Consider the following 16,712-nt stretch of genomic DNA (forward strand, 5'->3'; position numbering starts at 1 on the left):
CCTTTAATCAGTATTTTGTGGTTTAGCCACGAATGTTGGTACCGGGGACGCGCAGTCGCGTGCCCTTGGAAAGAGTGTTGCCTTTGATATTGTTCAGCCGGCGCAGTTCGGCCACCGAGGTGTCGTAGCGGCGGGCCAGGGCGTACAGCGTGTCGCCGCTGCGCACGGTATGCGTGCGCACGTTGGCGCTGCGACGCAGGACCGTGACATCGCGTCCACCTTTACGGTTCAGGCTGGCTTGTTGCGTGCGCGTCGCCTTGCGGGCCGTTTCGGCCACGGGTGCGGCGGGCGTGTTGGTTAGCGAGGCCAGTTGCACGCTGCCTTCGCCCAGTGTGGAATTGGGAACCAATAGAGTCTGGGCCAGGGCTTTGCTGCGCTTGCTGCCCAGGCCATTGATCGAGCGCAGCTGGGACACGGTGATGCCGTGGCGTTGAGCGATGGACAGATAGCTTTCGCCGCGCTTGGCCTGGTAGGTTTTCCAGTTGCTCAGGCGGCCTTGATAGGCGGCCAGATTGGCTTTGAAGATATCCACCTTGTCGGCGGGCAGCAGCAAGGTTCCCTTGTGGGCCGGGATGGTGGGGCGGTTGTGCGAGGCGTTCAGGGCCTTGAATTCGTCGACGGAGATCTCGGCCAGCTCGGCGGCGACGGCCACGTCGATGTCCTTGTTCTTGCGCACGGCCGTGAAGTAGGGGGTGTTGCTGACATTGGGCAGGGTGATGCCGTAGCGCGCCGGGTTGGCTACGATGTTCTTGATGGCCTGCAGCTTGGGCACGTAATTGCGCGTTTCGTCAGGCATTTTCAGTGACAGGTAGTCTATGCCCAGATCGGCCTGTTCGTTGCGCTCCATGGCGCGGCGCACCGACCCTTCGCCCCAGTTGTAAGAGGCCAGCGCCAGATACCAGTCTCCTTGAAATTCGTATAGATAGGCCAGGTAGTCCAGAGCGGCGTTGGTAGAGGCGATGGGGTCGCGGCGCTCGTCCGTCCACCAGTCCTGTTGCAGCTTGAAGTATTGGCCAGTGCTGGGTATGAACTGCCACAGCCCCGACGCGTGCGAGCGCGAATAGGCGGTGGGGTTGTAGGCACTTTCCACAAAAGGCAGCAAGGCCAGTTCGGATGGCAGGCCACGGCGGTCCAGTTCGTCCATGATGTGATACAGGTAGCGCGAGGCGCGCTGGCTCATGGTGCGGATGGACTCGGGGTGCGAGGCGTAGTAATTGGTCCAGTAATCGACCAGGTCAGTGTGCAGATTGGGGATGGTGAAGCCGCGGCGCACCCGATCCCACATGTCTTTGGGCGGATGGGTCAGATCGATGGTGCGAGACGTGTCTGCCGCAACGCTGGTCGTGGTCTTGGCGGCCTTGTCGGAGCTGACCTTGGGGCCGCTGGCGCAACCGGCCAGCACGAAAGCGCACAGCAGCGCAAAGAGTCTCAGTAAGTTCATCGCGGAATCATCAGACGTTGTTCTTCCAGTTGCGCAGGCTGGCAAAGACATCCACCCTGGAGTTCAGGGGATGGCCGGCGTGCTGGTGCGCCGCTTGCAGGACAGTTGCCTGGTCCGTGCGCAGGAAAGGGTTGGTGGCCAGTTCGGTTTCCAGGGTCGAGGGCACCGTGGGCACGTGCTGCTTGCGCCGCAGGCTGTCCTGTTCCCAGCGTTGCCGCAAGGCTGGGCTGTCCGGCTCTACCTGCAAGGCCCAGCGCAGATTGGACAGCGTGTACTCGTGGGCACAGCAGACCAATGTGTCGGGGGGCAGGGATGCCAGCTTGTCCAGCGATGCCAGCATCTGTGCAGGGGTGCCTTCGAAAAGGCGACCGCAACCGGCAGCGAACAGGGTATCGCCACAGAAAACAAAGGGCTGTTTTACCTCATTTTTGCCGAAGTATGCAACGTGTCCGGCGGTGTGACCCGGGATATCCATGACCTGCAAGGTCAGCTCCAGCGTGGGCAGCACGACGGTGTCGTCCTGGGACACACGGACATCGCAGGCCGGCAGCGTCTCGTGGGCAGGGCCCCAGACACGGGCTGAATGCTGCGCCTGCAATTCGCGCACGCCGCCGACATGGTCCCCGTGGTGGTGAGTCAGTAAAATAGCATCCAGTTGTAAGGACTCGCGTTCCAGCCAGTCCAGAACCGGTGCGGCCTGTCCGGGGTCCACGACCAGTGCATGTCCCTGGCGGGCCAAAGCCCATATATAGTTGTCGTTCAGGGCGGGCAAGGGAATCAGGCGAACGTCGCTTGGCGCAGGCCGGGTAAATGCATTCTTCATGGTAGACGGGGGGAAGTGTCAGTGGAGCAGGCTTTGAATGATCAATTTGCCCAGTGGCTGGAAACCGTGCCGGGACGCTATATCCGATCCTGGGAGCAGGCCCAGGTCGATGCCGTCGTGGCCAACACCTTCGGGTATCATGCCATACAAATCGGATTGCCGCATTGGAACCTGCTGCAGGCCAGTCGGGTCTCTTTCAAGGCGTGCACGGCGCAGTCCGGCGTGCCCGGCGGCGGACGCGACAACCTGGTGCGTGCTCAGGCCGAACAATTACCTTTCGATACCCAGAGCCTGGATCTGCTGGTATTGCCGCATGTGCTGGAAAGTGCCTGCGACCCCCATCAGGTATTGCGCGAGGCCGAACGCGTGCTGATGCCCGAAGGGCGCATCGTGCTGACCGGCTTTAACCCCTGGAGTCTATGGGGTATGCACGAACGCATTCCGGGCCTGGAGCGCGGCACCCCCATTTTGCCGGGCGACCTGATTTCCGCTGCGCGACTGCGCGATTGGCTCAAGCTGTTGTCGTTCGACGTCGACGCCACCCAGTCGGGCTGCTATGCGCCTTTGTGCCGTCAGCAGGTCTGGCTGCAGCGCTGGGCCTGGATCGAAGACAGCGGCGCGCGCTGGTGGGGGTTTGCCGGGGCCGTCTATATGGTCAGCGCCGTCAAGCGCACCCCGGCCTTGCGCATGGTGGGACCCAAATGGAAAAAGAACCGTCGGCGGGTTCGACGCGCCGTGGTGGTCACGGGGCGGGCTGCCGACCAAGGAATGAACAAGATATGACGACAGTGGTGGACATCTGGACTGATGGTGCCTGCAAGGGCAATCCAGGACTAGGGGGATGGGGGGCATTGCTTAAACATGGCGGCAAGGAAAAAGCCATTTGTGGCGGCGAGGCCGACACCACGAATAACCGCATGGAATTGATGGCTGTGATTCAGGCGTTGCGCCTGCTCAAACGCCCCTGTCAGGTGCGTGTGCATACCGATTCCCAGTACGTGCAAAAGGGCATGAAAGAATGGTTGCCCAACTGGAAGGCGCGCGGCTGGCGCACGGCTGATAAAAAGCCGGTCAAGAACGCCGATCTGTGGCAGGAACTCGATAGTCTGGCTGTCCAGCACGAGCTGAGCTGGCTGTGGGTGCGGGGCCATGCCGGCGATCCAGGCAACGAACGCGCGGATCAACTGGCCAACGAGGGCGTGGAAATCGCCCGCCAAACGCGCACTGCTTGATAGTACTATTGTTGAACATTAAATCAGCAGCGCCGGCCAAGCCGGTCGGGATGAGCAGAACAATGATTTTTAAGATCCGCCACGCCTTGGCTTCGGTATTGTGGATGGTCTGTGCGAGTGTGCCGCCGGCGCTGGCGCAGCAGGCATCAGGGGCCAGGGTTGAAGTGGCTGTCGTGGAGCAGCGCGAACTGACGCGCGATGTGGCGGCAGTAGGCTCGCTGGTGGCGCGCGATGCGGTCATGCTGCGTGCCGAGATCAGTGGCCGCATTGCCGAGATCGGTTTTCAGGAAGGCAGGCCCGTTCAGAAGGGGCAGGTTTTGATTCAATTGGATGATGCCATGGCGCGCGCCCAATTGCAGCAGGCCCAGGCGAATCTGAACTTGGTCGGCAGTCAGCACAAGCGCTCGAGCGAGCTGAGTCGGCAGGGTTTTATCAGTCAGCAGGCGCGCGACGAATCAGGCAGCCGCCTGGCTGTCCAGCGGGCCGAGCTGGATCTGGCCCGTGTTCAGTTGGATAAAACCCGCATCCGTGCGCCTTTCGATGGCGTGGCGGGACTGCGCCATGTGTCGGTGGGTGATTATGTCGGGCCGGGCACCGATCTGGTCCAAGTCCAGGATATTGCCAGCCTGAATGTGGATTTCCGTATCCCCGAACAATATTTGGCCGATGTGCGCGCCGGCATGCCGGTGGAGCTGCGTTTTGATGCATTTCCCGGGCAGCCGCGCATGGGCACGGTGCTGGCGGTCAGCCCCGTCGTGGATGCGGCGGGGCGTTCTATTTTGCTGCGTGCCCAGGTGCCCAACGACGACGGAGCGCTGCGTCCAGGCCTGTTTGCCCGCGTGCGCCTGGAGTTGTCCCGCCAGCAGGCCTTGATGGTGCCCGAGACGGCGTTGGCACCGGCCGGGCAAAGTCAGTTTGTGTATGTGGTCAAGGATGGCCGCGCGCTGCGTCGTCAGGTCGAAGTAGGTCTGCGCCAGGATGCCTGGGTGCAGGTCAGCGGCGATTTGAAGGCGGGTGAAAACGTATTGGTGGCTGGTTTGCAGAAGGTCAGCGACGGCGTGCCCGTGGACATCCAGGAAATCGTCGACACCCAGATCCAGCCGCAGCACTAGGACAGAACCATGGTGCTTTCTGATATTTGTATCCGCCGCCCGGTGTTTGCCACGGTGCTGTCTCTGGTCATTGTTCTGGTCGGTTTGATTTCCTACGACCGCTTGACGGTGCGCGAGTACCCGGCCATCGACGAGCCTGTGGTGTCCGTCATCACCAACTATAAAGGAGCGTCGCCCGAAGTCATCGAGTCCCAGGTGACCAAGCCGCTGGAAGACCAGTTATCGGGTATCGAGGGCGTGGACGTGATGACCTCGCGCAGCCGCTCCGAGCGCAGTCTGATCAATATCAAGTTCAACCTGGATCGCGACCCGGATGCGGCTGCCGCCGATGTGCGCGACAAAGTATCGCGGGCGCGGCGCTTTTTGCCCGACGAGGTGGATGAACCCATCATCAACAAGGTGGAGGCGGACTCCACGCCTATTATTTATATAGGTGTGGAGACGGGTGACTACAGCCAACTGCAAGCCTCTGACTACATCAACCGCTATTTAAAGACGCGTCTGTCCGTGCTGCCCGGCGCGGCCGAGATACGGGTATTTGGTGAACGCTTGCCGGCCATGCGCATCGATGTGGATCGTACCCGCCTGGGCGCGTATCGCTTGACCGTGCAAGATGTAGAGGATGCCTTGCGTGCCCAGAACGTGTTGATTCCGGCTGGGCGCATCGAATCCCAGGCACGGGAGTTTACCGTGGTGTCGTCCACCAATCTGGAGACGCCGGAGCAGTTTCGCGACATCATCGTCAGCCAGGCCAGCGGGTATCCCGTGCGTATTTCCGATGTGGCCCAGGTGCGCATCGCACCCGCCGAAGAGCGTGTGCTGGCACGCTTTAACGGCCAGAACAGCTTGAATATCGGCGTGACCAAGCAATCCACCGCCAATCCCTTGGATCTGTCCAAGGCGGTACGCGCCGAAGTTGCGCAGATCAACGAGAATCTGCCGGGCAACATGAAGCTGAATATTGCCTACGACAGTTCTATCTTTATCCAGAAGTCCATTGATTCTGTTTACATCACCATCGGCGAGGCCATTGTGCTGGTGGTGCTGGTCATTGTGTTTTTTCTGCGTAGCCTGCGTGCCAGCATCATCCCCATCGTCACCATTCCGGTGTCCTTGATCGGTGCGTTTGCCGTTATGTATATGTTGGGCTTTTCGGTGAACACGCTGACCCTGCTGGCGATGGTGCTGGCCATCGGTCTGGTGGTGGACGATGCCATCGTGGTGCTGGAGAACGTCTACCGGCATATCGAAGAGGGCAAGACGCCGTTGCAGGCTTCTTTTCTGGGTGTACGCGAGATCGCCTTTGCGGTGATCGCCATGACCCTGACGCTGGTGGCGGTCTACGCGCCCCTGGCGTTTGCGACCGGCCGCACAGGACGTCTGTTCATCGAGTTTGCCCTGACCTTGGCCTCGGCCGTGCTGGTGTCCGGTTTTGTGGCTTTGACCTTGACGCCCATGATGTGCTCCAAATTGCTGCGCCCGCACAGCAAGCCGGGACGCATCAGCCAGGGCATAGAGGATTTTCTGGTCTGGCTGACGCGTGTTTATCGCCGCCTGTTACTGCGTGCTTTACGCTGGCGGGCCTTGGTATTGTTGTTGGGGCTGGCGGTAGCGGGCGCAAGCGGGGTGTTGTTTACCGTCATCAAGAGCGAATTGGCTCCTGTCGAGGACCGTGGCGTGATTTTCGGGATTGTGAATGCGCCGGAAGGCGCGACCCTGGACTACACCTTGCACAGTGTGCAGCGTGTCGAGGAGCTGTACCGGGGGATTGCGGAAATGGAAGGGTATCAGTCCATCATCGGCTTTCCGACCGTGACCGACTCCTTTGCCATCTTGCGTCTTAAACCCTGGGAAGAACGCAGCCGCAGTCAGCAATCGATTGCGCGTCAATTGCAGCCGGGCTTTTCGGCCATTCCGGGGGCGCGGGCGTTTCCGACCAACCCGCCTTCGCTGGGGCAGCGCGCGACCTCCAAGCCGGTCGAGTTCGTCATCATGAGCCAGGCTCCCTATGCCGAGCTGGCCCAGATCGTGGACACATTTCTGGACGGCCTGAAAGACTATCCGGGGCTGCAAAATATCGATACCGACCTGCGCTTGAATACCCCTGAAATCCGCATCGACGTGGATCGCGACAAGCTGGCCGATAGCGGGGTGTCTGTGGATACGGTGGGGCGGACGCTGGAGACCATGCTGGGCGGACGTCAGGTCACCCGTTTCGAGAGCGATGGCGAACAGTACGATGTCATTGTGCAAGTGGACAAGCAGGCGCGCTCCAGTCCGCAGAACATTCTGGAAATTTATGTGCGCACGCAGGATGGCGGCATGGTGCAGGCGTCCAATTTCTTGACGGTACGCGAGAGTGTCTCGCCCCAGTCGCTGAATCACTTCAACCGTTTGCGGGCGGTTATTGTGCAGGCCTCCATTGCCCCCGGCTACGCTTTGGGCGAGGTGCTCGATCACATGAGCGAGGTCGCCCGCCAGACCCTGCCCGATACGGTGCAGACTGATCTGGATGGTCAGTCGCGCGAGTTCCGTGACTCCTCGGGCAGCATCTATCTGGTGTTCGCGATGGCCCTGGCCTTTATTTATCTGGTTCTGGCCGCGCAGTTCGAGAGCTGGCGCAATCCGCTCATCATCATGCTGTCGGTGCCGCTGTCCATGACCGGCGCTTTGCTGGCTTTGTGGCTGTCGGGCGGCACCTTGTCGATTTACAGCCAGATTGGCCTGATTACGTTGGTGGGCCTGATCACCAAGCACGGTATCTTGATCGTGGAATTTGCCACCCAGCAGCGCGAAGCCGGTGCCAGTTTGTACAATGCAGTGGTGCGTGCCTGCGAAATGCGCCTGCGGCCCATCTTGATGACCACGGGGGCAATGGTGCTGGGTGTGTTGCCCCTGGCTTATGCCGGTGGAGCGGGTGCTGAATCGCGCCAGCAGATCGGCTGGGTGCTGGTAGGTGGCTTGTCCCTGGGGACTTTGCTGACTTTGTTTGTGGTGCCGGTGGCCTATACCTTGATTGCTCGCAAGCAGATCCTGCAGGACAAGCAGTTGGAGCTGGCCGATGTGCCCGAGCGTTAAACAACGTATGGAAACCTGATGCGTCAAATTATTCTGGATACTGAAACCACCGGCCTGGAGCCGCGCGAGGGCCACCGTATCGTCGAAGTGGGCTGCGTGGAAATGGTCAATCGAAAGCTGACCGGCCGGCATCTGCATTTGTATTTGAACCCGGATCGTGATTCCGACCCCGAGGCCCTGGCCGTGCACGGGCTGACCACCGAGTTTTTGTCTCAGCATCCGCGCTTTAGCGATGTAGTGCAGGACATCTTGGACTTTGTGCAGGATGCCGAAGTCATCATCCATAACGCAGCGTTTGATACGCGTTTTCTGGATGCCGAGCTAAATCGTGTCGGCAAGAAGCCTTTTTCCGAGTATTGCGGTTCCATTATCGATTCGCTGCTGGTAGCGCGCGAGATGCACCCGGGCAAGCGCAATTCCTTGGATTCGCTGTGCGAACGCTACGGCATTTCCAATGCGCACCGTACTTTGCACGGTGCCTTGCTGGACTCGGAGCTGTTGGCCGATGTCTGGCTGGCCATGACGCGTGGACAGGACGCGTTGTTAATGGACTTCGAGGAAGGCGAGGACACTGATAACAGTGGTGCCGGTCTGGCGCTGGGCAGGTTTGATCCCGGCGTGCTCAAGGTGTTGCGTGCTTCCCAAGCGGATCAGGCCGAGCACGACAAGTATCTGGCGCAGTTAGAAAAAGAAAACAAGAAACCGCCCATGTGGCTGGCGCTTGCTGCAAGCGATGCCACGGCGTAAGCAGGCAAGAGCCGATCGGCACAGATCGGTTCTTGTTTTTTGGTAGTGTGGGTGCTATAGTCATATTCTTCGCAGTTTGCTTCTCTTGCAAACTACGGGCGGTTAACTCAGTGGTAGAGTGCCACCTTCACACGGTGGAAGTCACAAGTTCGAACCTTGTACCGCCCACCAATCGCTTTTCTGCGTACATTCCCTCTTTGTTGTTAGCGTGCTTGCTGCGGCTTTTTAGCGTCTGCGCGTCACGGCGTTAAACGGCATGCTGTGAGCATGGGTGGGGCCAATCGGCGGCCCGGCAAAACCTTGCACCATACGTTTCGGCTTGGTAACACCAGTCACATCAAGACTTCCCTATTATGGTGATGCGCCTATTGCAGGTGTCTAAAACAGTGTGCCCGTCCTGAGGCGCGCAAGTGGTCAATACACAGGTCGGGCTCTTTTCTTTGGATGGAGTCATTATGCGTATCGGCAAACCGCTGTCTTTCTTGGTGTTGGGCGTCGTGTTGTCTGGTCCGGCCTTGGCCGAGGCCCCCAAGACTCAAAATGGACATTTCATTGATGCGAACGGTGCCGCCCTGTATACCTTCGATAAGGATATGGGCGGAAAAAGCGCATGCACGGATACCTGCGCCAAGAACTGGCCTGCTGCCTTGGCCGGGCAGGAAGATGTGGCCAGCGGCGACTGGACTTTTGCGCAAAGTCACGACGGCAAGCGGCAATGGGCGTACAAGGGCAAGCCTTTATATCGTTTTGCCAAGGATGCGAAACCGGGCGATACCCTTGGTGACGGGGTGGGTGGGGTCTGGCATCTGGCCAAACCCTGATGCCCGGTCGGCATTGGGGTGGTGATCGCGTCCTTGCCTACGGTGCTCTTTTAAGTGGCATCGTCAATCCAGGATCAGATTCAGGTCGCTAATGATGTGTCCATAGCGTGCGTAATCGGCGCGCATGGTGGCGGCCAGCTCTTGTGGCGTACTGCCTATGCCTACTGTGCCCGAGCCGGCCAGCACCTGCTTCAGATCAGTCGTGTTCATGACGTTCTGAATATCCCGAGCAATTTTTTCGCGTAGAGCCAGGGGGGTGCCGGCTGGTGCCATCAGTCCTGACCAGGATATGAAGTCGCCATATTGTTCGCCGGTTGATTCGCTGAGGGTGGGCGCTTCGGGCATGAGCGGGCTGCGCTGGTTTGCGGCAATACCCAGCAGTGTGACGGTCTTGCCCTGGATAAACGGCAGCGCGCTGGGCAACTGGGCGAACATCAGATCCACATGCCCGCCGGCCACATCGGTAATGGCGGCAGCCACGCTGTTGTAGGGGATGTGATTTAACGTCAGCGCGTGCTTGCTGGCAAAAGCTTCGGCAGCCAGATGGGCTTGGCTGCCTACTCCTGGTGAGCCGTAGGTCAAGGTGCGGCCGGGTTGGCGGGCCAGTGCTAGTAAACCAGCGGCGTCTGTGACGCCCAGCGCAGGGTTGACGATCAGCATATTAGGGACCGACCCGACCTGGCTGACCGGCTCCAGGTCTTTAAAGACATTGAAGGGCCGCTTCTTGTATAGGTGGGGGTTGACGGCCAGATCCGATACTGGCACTGAAACAAGGGTGTAGCCGTCCGGTTTGGCGTTGACGGCAAGCATGATTCCTATGGTGCCGATGCCGCCGGGCTTGTTTTCCACAATGACGCTCTGGCCCCAGAGCGTAGTCAGTCTCTCGCTGACGGCGCGGGCCAATATATCGGCCGATCCGCCTGCGCCGTAGGGGACGATGATTCTTACGGGATGCTGTGGGAAATCTACGTTGTTCTGCGCCAGGGCTTGCGGCAGGCTGGCTGCCAAGGTCAAGCTCGCCAGAAGTTGGACTAGGGTACGGATCATGGTGTGTCTCCTTTGCGTTTTTTTAATCGTGCGTGCAGCGGCTGATCGGGCACATATCCTGGGCACTGCGTTTGAGCGGGTCCCAGTCCTGTAGATTGGGCCAGATGTCGTCCGCAAACTCTTGCACCTGCCGGCGCAATTCGGGCAGATCCAGATCAGGGATGACTCCGTGCCGCATGCTGATTCTGCCGTTGCAGATGACGGTGTCCACATCGTCGCCGATGCCGCATTCCACCATGCTGCGTATGGGGTCCCAGATCGGGCCGTAGCGCAGCACATCGCCGCGTCCGATGCGCACCAGTATCATGTCCGCACGCGCGCCTGGAGTCAGGCGTCCCAGATCGTCGCGGCCGAGTGAGCGAGCTGCGGACAGGGTAGCGGCGTCAAATACCTCGGCGGCGCTGGCGGCGGTCAGGTCATGGCTCATGACTTTGCCGTGGTAAGACGCAGTGCGCATATTCATGAACATATCGCGTGGATAGGTATCGCTGCCCAGGGTGATGTTGACACCGGCCTGTCGGTAGGCCTTCCAATTGTCCAGTGTGCGTGCGCGACGCACGATATTGATGGGGCAGTGGGAGATGGAGACGCCGCGCTGTCCCATCAGGCTCAGGTCATCGCCACCGGAATAGTTCATTTTGGGGTGGTTGGAGATTAGATTGGCGTGGCCGATATTCAAGGTCGGCCGCAGCATGCCTACATGATTGAGCAGTTCGATAGGTGTCATGCCGTGTTCGCGCACGGTTTCCATGAACTCGATGACGTTGTAGCCGGCATGGGTTGCCATGGGCAGCTTCATGTCGTCGGCGGCGCGCAGGGTCTGGCGCAGCAGGTCCAGGCTGCAGTTTTCGATTTCGCGCGGCACCAGAATGCCGTGAATCAGGTCGCACTCAGATGCTTGGGCGCGGCGGATAAAGGCCAGGGCGTCCTCGAACAGTTGCTGTCCTTGGTCGGGGTAGGCAATACGTTCCAGGCGGCCGTCCTCGTCGGACTGCCAGCGCCCGCTGTCGTAGCCCGGCCCCAGGTATCCACGGATACCGCGTGCTTCACATTGCGCCCACAATGCTTCTTGAACCTGCACGTGTCCACCCAGCTCTACAAATGTAGTTACGCCATTGCGCAGCAGCTCGGCCACGGTGAAGGCCGCGTGTAAGGCAATGCCGGGATCGCGGGCCGCCTGTTCTTTGTCCAGATAGTTGGGGTAGCCGCGTATCTGTGTGCCTTTACGGGCAATGGTCACGTCCATATAGGGCTGGCCGAACAGGCTGGGGCGTCCGCCATCGGTCAGCAGCTTGTGCAGGGCGCGGTGGCCGGAATGCACGTGGGTGTCGATCAAGCCCGGCGACAGGACACTGTCGGGGGCCTCGATCAGGCAGTCTGCGTGGCCTTCGTAATGCGGGCCGACGTACAGTATGTGTTCGCCCTCATACACGAGCTGGCCGTGATCGATCACGTGGTGATGTTGATTGTCAAACCCGATGACCCAGCGTGCCTTGATCAGCGTTTTCATAGTGTCTCCTGTGGTGGGTGCGAATCCCAGTGTCTGGGAGCCGGGCGACGGCGGCAATTCCGTAGCGGAATGATTGATTAGGCCGGATCGGAAAGAGACGGTCGGGAGACTGCGATGAAGGATCTCGATCTGGACCAGCTACGTGTGTTTCACGCCGTGTTCCGGGAACGGAATGTAAGCCGTGCGGCTCTGGCTCTGGATGCGAACCAGTCCACGGTCAGCAAGGAGCTCTCCAAGCTGCGTCTGCATTTTGACGATGTGCTGTTTCTGCGCCATGCCCAAGGGATGGAGCCTACCCATAAGGCGCGGGCTTTGGCACCGCGCATTGCCCAGGCGCTAGCGTTGCTGGATGATTTGCTATGTACGGACAGCGGCCATGAAGAGCCTGAGCGCCTGAGCGTCTGTTTCCGGGTGGCGACCACGGAATATTTGTCGTACTTATTGATGCCGGCGTTGACACAGCATGTGCAGCAGATGGCTCCGGACTGTGGTCTGGAGGTGCTGGATATGGCCGATCAAGGGGCCGAGGATTGGTTGCTGGGCGGTAAGGCGGATCTGGTCTTGTCCTCGTCGGCGGCTGTGTCTTACCCGTTGTTTAGGCAGGAGCTGTTCCAGGATTGCTATGTGGTCTTGATGCGCGCCAGCGGGCGCAATGGACAGCGCATGGAACTGGACGAGTTCTGTCGTCGCCGTCATATCGGTGTGCCCGGTCACAATGGCAGTCGGGAGCGGCGTTTGGCTGATGCTTTGCAGGCGCGGGGGCTGGAGCGCCGCGTGCAGGTGAGCTTGCCGCATTTCTTGGCCGTGCCGGCCATGCTGGAGCGCACGGATCTGTTGATTAGTTTGGCCGAGCGTATGGCGCATTCCTTATGCGCCGGACATGATCTGGATATTTTGCAGCATCCCCTGGCTCTGGAGCCGTTCACGGTCTATCAGGTTTGGCACGAACGCACTCGTGTCAGCGGGGCGTATGCCTGGTTTCGGGAGCAGGTCAGACTGGTGTGCGGCAAAGCCCAGGTATTGGAGCGGCCCGCCGCCGGCGGGCCTGTATCAATTACATCCAGGTCAGGCCGACCGAGATGACGATGCCGGATACAAATAGCTGAATCAGGCAAAAGCCCATGATGTCTTTGGCTTTCAGGCCGGCAATGGCCAGCACGGGCAGCGCCCAGAAGGGCTGCAGCATATTGGTCCAGGAATCACCCCAGGCCACGGCCATGGCGGTGCGTGCCATGTCGGCGTCCAGGGCCTGGGCCGCAGCGATGACCACGGGGCTTTGCACGGCCCATTGACCGCCGCCCGACGGTACAAAGATGTTGACCAGTCCGGCGCTGATGAAGGTCCAGAAAGGCAGCGTCGTGGCGGTGGCAAAAGAGACCAGCCATTCGGACAGGCTGGCGGCCAGACCGGAATCGATCATGATGGCCATGATGCCTGCATAGAAGGGGAACTGGATCACGATGCCGGCACCGCCGCGTATGGCTTCGTCCAGGCTTTTAAGCAGGCGGCGGGGGGTGCCGTGCAGGATGATGGCCAGGATCAGAAAGCTGAAGTTGATCACGTTCAGATTCAGGGCCGCGCCGCGCACGATATAGTAATCAAACATATACGCCAGGCCGGCCAGGCCGATGGACAGCGAGATCAGGCGGCTGTTTTCCAGGCGGTCGGCAGGGCGGTTCGTGGTGGCGTTGGGATCGTCGGGCGTATCTTGCAGCAGCGCGGGATCGACATAGATGCTTTCTTTGTCGCTGGGCAGCATCAGGCGGTTGACCAGCGGCACCAGGACGAACAGGGCAATGACGATGGCCAGGTTAAAGGCCGAGAAGATCGTGTCCGAGGTGCTGATGATGCCCATTTTGCTTTCGGCAAAGTGGCCCGGAGTGGCAATGGTCAGCGGCACAGAACCGGCCAGACCGCCGTGCCAGACCAGAAAGCCCGAATAGGCGCTGGCCACCAGCAGTCGATAGTCGACTCGCACTTGCCGCGCCAGTTCTTTGGCGAACAAGGCACCCACCACCAGACCGAAGCCCCAATTGATCCAACTGGCGGCCAGCGAGACCAGCGTCACCAGGATAATGGCCGAGCCGGCCGAACGGGCCAGCGAGGCCAGGGCGCGCAGCCAGCTCTTGACCAAAGGCGTGCTGGCCAGCATGTGGCCGGTCAGCAGTACCAGCAGCATTTGCATGGCAAAGGTCAGCAGGCTCCAGAAGCCGTTGCCCCAAAAGCGTACCACCTCCATGGGTGTGCGCTGTTCGACGGTCATCGCGGCTATGCCCGCGATCAGGGTCAAGAGGATGACGAAAATATAAGGGTCGGGCAGATAGCGTTCGACCAGGCGGACCGAGCCGCGTGTCAAGGCTTTGAACATAGGGTGTGTGCTCCATTGTCAACAGGCGCCGCTGCTGTTTGTTCATCGTGATTTTTAAAAGACCCGTGGTAGGGCGTTGGCGCATGTGCCGCCTTGCCCGAGTGGGGGCAAGGCGCGCGGGCCAGTGTACGTGCCTGGTGCATAAGGGCAAGAGGAGCGCCATGAAACGACCGGCAGATGGGCGTCTGGCTTGGCGGCTATAGATGTATCTTGTTTTTTCTGGCTATGTACTTTACTATATAACGGTGTTTTCGAAAGAACCATCACTCATCGCTCGATGATGGATTCTGTTTACGGGCCTTCTGGGCCCGTTTTTTTTGACTGTCCGCTTTGCGTGCCGGTTTTTTCCCTGGATATGCGATGCGGACCCGATGCAGCGCCTTGTTAAGGCTGCATCGCGCCGACAAGACGCCGGCAGCAGGCCAGGAAGTCTTGCACAACAAAACCGTTATAGGGGAAAGAGGATGGCGCAGCCAGTGCAACAATCCGGTTCAGGCCGGAAAAATATAGCTTTAGCCAAGGGAACGTCACGCGTTTTTGTGGCAAGCACAATCAGTATGCTGACTATATCCGCCGCCTGTGCGCAAAGTGGCGAACAGGTGTTCGAGTTGGGCAAGGTGGTGGTGCGTTCGGGTGCCGATCAACAGGCCCCACTGGGCGAGAGCGCCATCAGCCAGTCGCAGATGCGGTCGTTCGACCTGCGCGATGTGGGTGCCGCAGTCAGCGTGCAGCCTGGCGTCAATGTTTCCGCCGGTGGGCCGCGCAACGAGCAGACCGTATTTGTGCGTGGCTTTGATTCGCGCCAGGTGCCTTTGTTTCTGGACGGCATTCCGCAGTATGTCCCGTACGACGGTTATGTGGATTTTTCCCGCTTCACGACGTTTGATCTGGGCGAGATCCGCGTGGCCAAAGGCGCGGCTTCTTTGCTGTATGGCCCCAATATCATGGGCGGTGCGATCAACTTGGTCAGCCGCAAACCGGTCAAGGAGTTCGAGGGCGAGATCCGCGCCGGCTACGCGACGGGTGACCAGCGGTATACCGCTTTGAATGTGGGCACCAACCAGGGCACCTGGTATCTGCAGGCGGGCTTGTCCTGGGCGGGCGCGCGCACCTTCCCGTTGGGGCGTGGTTTTCAGGACCAGAAGGCGCGTCCGACCGATACCGGCGATATGCGCAGCAACGCATCGCAAATGGACAAGAAGGCGTCGTTCAAGCTGGGCTTTACGCCCAATGCCACCGACGAATACGCCATTGGCTATGTCAATCAGAAAGGGCAAAAGGACAACCCCGTCTATACCGGCGTCAAAGACCCCAAGCTGGGCAATCGTTATTGGCGCTGGCCGTACTGGAACAAGGAAAGCCTGTATTTCCTGAGCACGACGGATATCGGTATCAACAATACCGTGAAGTTCCGTCTGTACGAAGACAAGTACAGCAACGGTTTGGATATGTATACCGATGCCAGCTATTCCAAGCTGAATGGGCCGACCAGCGAGTACACCGACAAGACGCGCGGCGGCGCGGTGGAGTGGGTCAACCGCAGCCTGAAAAACCACGAGCTGCATCTGGCCTTTCACTATAAGGAAGATACGCACAGCGACCCCAAGGCTACAGGTACCGAGCACTACAAAGATGTAACCACGTCCCTGGCTTTTGAAGACCGCATCGAACTGGGCCAGGACTGGCGCATGCGTGTGGGTGCCAGCCATGAACGGCGCAAGGCCAAAGAGGCGCACGATTACGAAACCGGCACGACCGACGCCACCAATGGCTTGCTGGAGCTGGCCTACGACTGGAGCGACGAGCTGGAAGCCTACGGCAGCGTGGCCTACAAGACGCGCTTTCCCACCATCAAGGATCGCTACTCCAGCCGTCTGGGCTATGCCAAGCCCAATCCGGATCTGAAGCCTGAACATGCCGTTCACTACGAGCTGGGCTTGCGCGGTCAGCCATGGGAAGGGGCGCAAATGGAGTCGGCCCTGTTCCTGAGCCAGGTGCGCGACATGATCCAGAGCACGGTCATACGGGCTCCGGGATGCGGCAAGTTCCGCCCTATCGGTTTTTGCGATCAGGCTACGAACGTGGGCAAGGCCCGTCAGATGGGCGTGGAGCTGTCTTTGCAGCAGCGCTTTTCCGAACAATGGTCGGGTGGCCTGGCTTATACCTATCTGAATCGTCGCAATCAGTCTGATTCTGATGTGAAACTGGTGGATACGCCGACACATCGCTTGTTTGCGCACCTGAGCTGGTCGCCGTCGGCGCAGTGGGAAGTCATGGGGACGGTCGAGACCGAAAGCGGCCGCTACTTTTCCTACCCCGATGCACGCGGCAAGCCGGTATTCGAGAAAACCTCCGGTTTTGCCGTGTTGGGCTTGAAGGGCATCTGGCGTCCTACGTCGGCGGTATCGCTGGAAGCGGGGGTGCGCAATCTGGGCGACAAACTGTACGAGTATAAAGACGGTTATCCCATGCCTGGACGTATCTGGTTCGTGGGCGGTAGCTACCGCTTTTAAGTCTGCATCCATCGCGTTGT

At 59.7% G+C, this 16,712-nt stretch carries 13 protein-coding genes and 1 tRNA gene; 9 read left to right on the forward strand and 5 right to left on the reverse strand.

The window, feature by feature from the left end:
• Nucleotides 1-22: 22 nt before the first annotated feature.
• Both AADW57_RS04010 and gloB read right to left on the reverse strand, forming a co-directional pair.
• On the reverse strand, nucleotides 23-1,441 hold the full coding sequence (locus AADW57_RS04010) for a transglycosylase SLT domain-containing protein (protein ID WP_341668766.1): 1,419 nt from the start codon (nucleotides 1,439-1,441) through the stop codon (nucleotides 23-25).
• Nucleotides 1,442-1,451: 10 nt separating this feature from the next.
• The gene (gene gloB, locus AADW57_RS04015) at nucleotides 1,452-2,264 is read right to left on the reverse strand and encodes a hydroxyacylglutathione hydrolase (RefSeq protein ID WP_341668767.1); all 813 of its coding nucleotides are present in this window, start codon (nucleotides 2,262-2,264) and stop codon (nucleotides 1,452-1,454) included.
• A gap of 21 nt (nucleotides 2,265-2,285) precedes the next feature.
• Here gloB and AADW57_RS04020 point away from each other — a divergent pair, with 21 nt between their 5' ends.
• The 7 genes from AADW57_RS04020 to AADW57_RS04050 all read left to right on the forward strand — a co-directional run bounded on the left by AADW57_RS04020 (nucleotide 2,286) and on the right by AADW57_RS04050 (nucleotide 9,254).
• Nucleotides 2,286-3,047: a class I SAM-dependent methyltransferase gene (locus AADW57_RS04020; RefSeq protein WP_341668768.1), complete on the forward strand. Its 762-nt coding sequence runs from the start codon at nucleotides 2,286-2,288 to the stop codon at nucleotides 3,045-3,047.
• Nucleotides 3,044-3,496, forward strand: a complete 453-nt coding sequence (gene rnhA, locus AADW57_RS04025; protein ID WP_341668769.1) for a ribonuclease HI — start codon at nucleotides 3,044-3,046, stop codon at nucleotides 3,494-3,496. The genes AADW57_RS04020 and rnhA overlap by 4 nt, the downstream gene beginning before the upstream one ends.
• Before the next feature lie 62 nt (nucleotides 3,497-3,558).
• Nucleotides 3,559-4,608, forward strand: coding sequence for an efflux RND transporter periplasmic adaptor subunit (locus tag AADW57_RS04030; RefSeq protein WP_341668770.1), 1,050 nt, complete (start codon nucleotides 3,559-3,561; stop codon nucleotides 4,606-4,608).
• Nucleotides 4,609-4,617: 9 nt separating this feature from the next.
• Nucleotides 4,618-7,686, forward strand: a complete 3,069-nt coding sequence (locus AADW57_RS04035; RefSeq protein WP_341668771.1) for an efflux RND transporter permease subunit — start codon at nucleotides 4,618-4,620, stop codon at nucleotides 7,684-7,686.
• Between the two features lie 18 nt (nucleotides 7,687-7,704).
• Entirely contained in the window at nucleotides 7,705-8,433 is a 729-nt protein-coding gene (gene dnaQ / locus AADW57_RS04040; protein ID WP_341668772.1) for a DNA polymerase III subunit epsilon, read from the forward strand.
• 96 nt (nucleotides 8,434-8,529) lie between these two features.
• Nucleotides 8,530-8,604: transfer RNA gene (locus AADW57_RS04045), tRNA-Val, on the forward strand.
• 284 nt (nucleotides 8,605-8,888) lie between these two features.
• Nucleotides 8,889-9,254 carry a COG4315 family predicted lipoprotein gene (locus AADW57_RS04050; RefSeq protein ID WP_341668773.1) on the forward strand — a complete coding sequence of 122 codons (366 nt, stop codon included), beginning with the start codon at nucleotides 8,889-8,891 and terminating at the stop codon, nucleotides 9,252-9,254.
• Between the two features lie 63 nt (nucleotides 9,255-9,317).
• On the opposite strand, the gene AADW57_RS04055 is transcribed toward AADW57_RS04050, so the two are convergent.
• Both AADW57_RS04055 and AADW57_RS04060 read right to left on the reverse strand, forming a co-directional pair.
• A complete protein-coding gene (locus AADW57_RS04055; RefSeq protein ID WP_341668774.1) occupies nucleotides 9,318-10,301 on the reverse strand; it encodes a Bug family tripartite tricarboxylate transporter substrate binding protein in 984 nt (327 codons plus the stop codon).
• 22 nt (nucleotides 10,302-10,323) lie between these two features.
• Nucleotides 10,324-11,811 (reverse strand): chlorohydrolase family protein, encoded by a 1,488-nt coding sequence (locus AADW57_RS04060; protein ID WP_341668775.1) that lies wholly within the window; start codon nucleotides 11,809-11,811, stop codon nucleotides 10,324-10,326.
• A gap of 114 nt (nucleotides 11,812-11,925) precedes the next feature.
• Between AADW57_RS04060 and AADW57_RS04065 the strand changes: the two genes are divergently transcribed.
• Nucleotides 11,926-12,894 (forward strand): LysR family transcriptional regulator, encoded by a 969-nt coding sequence (locus tag AADW57_RS04065; RefSeq protein WP_341668776.1) that lies wholly within the window; start codon nucleotides 11,926-11,928, stop codon nucleotides 12,892-12,894.
• Here AADW57_RS04065 and AADW57_RS04070 read toward each other — a convergent pair.
• Nucleotides 12,866-14,179 carry a short-chain fatty acid transporter gene (locus AADW57_RS04070; protein WP_341668777.1) on the reverse strand — a complete coding sequence of 438 codons (1,314 nt, stop codon included), beginning with the start codon at nucleotides 14,177-14,179 and terminating at the stop codon, nucleotides 12,866-12,868. The genes AADW57_RS04065 and AADW57_RS04070 overlap by 29 nt on opposite strands.
• A gap of 557 nt (nucleotides 14,180-14,736) precedes the next feature.
• Here AADW57_RS04070 and AADW57_RS04075 point away from each other — a divergent pair.
• A complete protein-coding gene (locus AADW57_RS04075) occupies nucleotides 14,737-16,692 on the forward strand; it encodes a TonB-dependent receptor plug domain-containing protein (protein ID WP_341668778.1) in 1,956 nt (651 codons plus the stop codon).
• Nucleotides 16,693-16,712: the final 20 nt, after the last annotated feature.

The organism is Alcaligenes sp. SDU_A2 (assembly GCF_038237375.1).
Classification (GTDB): Bacteria; Pseudomonadota; Gammaproteobacteria; order Burkholderiales; family Burkholderiaceae_B; genus Alcaligenes.

Excerpts from the sequence above, each read along its gene's own strand:
- AADW57_RS04070 (WP_341668777.1), bottom strand. The coding sequence starts at position 14,179 with ATGTTCAAAGCCTTGACACGCGGCTCGGTCCGCCTGGTCGAACGCTAT.
- dnaQ (WP_341668772.1), top strand. The coding sequence starts at position 7,705 with ATGCGTCAAATTATTCTGGATACTGAAACCACCGGCCTGGAGCCGCGC.
- gloB (WP_341668767.1), bottom strand. The coding sequence starts at position 2,264 with ATGAAGAATGCATTTACCCGGCCTGCGCCAAGCGACGTTCGCCTGATT.
- AADW57_RS04060 (WP_341668775.1), bottom strand. The coding sequence starts at position 11,811 with ATGAAAACGCTGATCAAGGCACGCTGGGTCATCGGGTTTGACAATCAA.
- AADW57_RS04065 (WP_341668776.1), top strand. The coding sequence starts at position 11,926 with ATGAAGGATCTCGATCTGGACCAGCTACGTGTGTTTCACGCCGTGTTC.
- AADW57_RS04050 (WP_341668773.1), top strand. The coding sequence starts at position 8,889 with ATGCGTATCGGCAAACCGCTGTCTTTCTTGGTGTTGGGCGTCGTGTTG.
- AADW57_RS04055 (WP_341668774.1), bottom strand. The coding sequence starts at position 10,301 with ATGATCCGTACCCTAGTCCAACTTCTGGCGAGCTTGACCTTGGCAGCC.
- AADW57_RS04010 (WP_341668766.1), bottom strand. The coding sequence starts at position 1,441 with ATGAACTTACTGAGACTCTTTGCGCTGCTGTGCGCTTTCGTGCTGGCC.
- AADW57_RS04030 (WP_341668770.1), top strand. The coding sequence starts at position 3,559 with ATGATTTTTAAGATCCGCCACGCCTTGGCTTCGGTATTGTGGATGGTC.
- AADW57_RS04035 (WP_341668771.1), top strand. The coding sequence starts at position 4,618 with ATGGTGCTTTCTGATATTTGTATCCGCCGCCCGGTGTTTGCCACGGTG.
- AADW57_RS04075 (WP_341668778.1), top strand. The coding sequence starts at position 14,737 with ATGCTGACTATATCCGCCGCCTGTGCGCAAAGTGGCGAACAGGTGTTC.
- rnhA (WP_341668769.1), top strand. The coding sequence starts at position 3,044 with ATGACGACAGTGGTGGACATCTGGACTGATGGTGCCTGCAAGGGCAAT.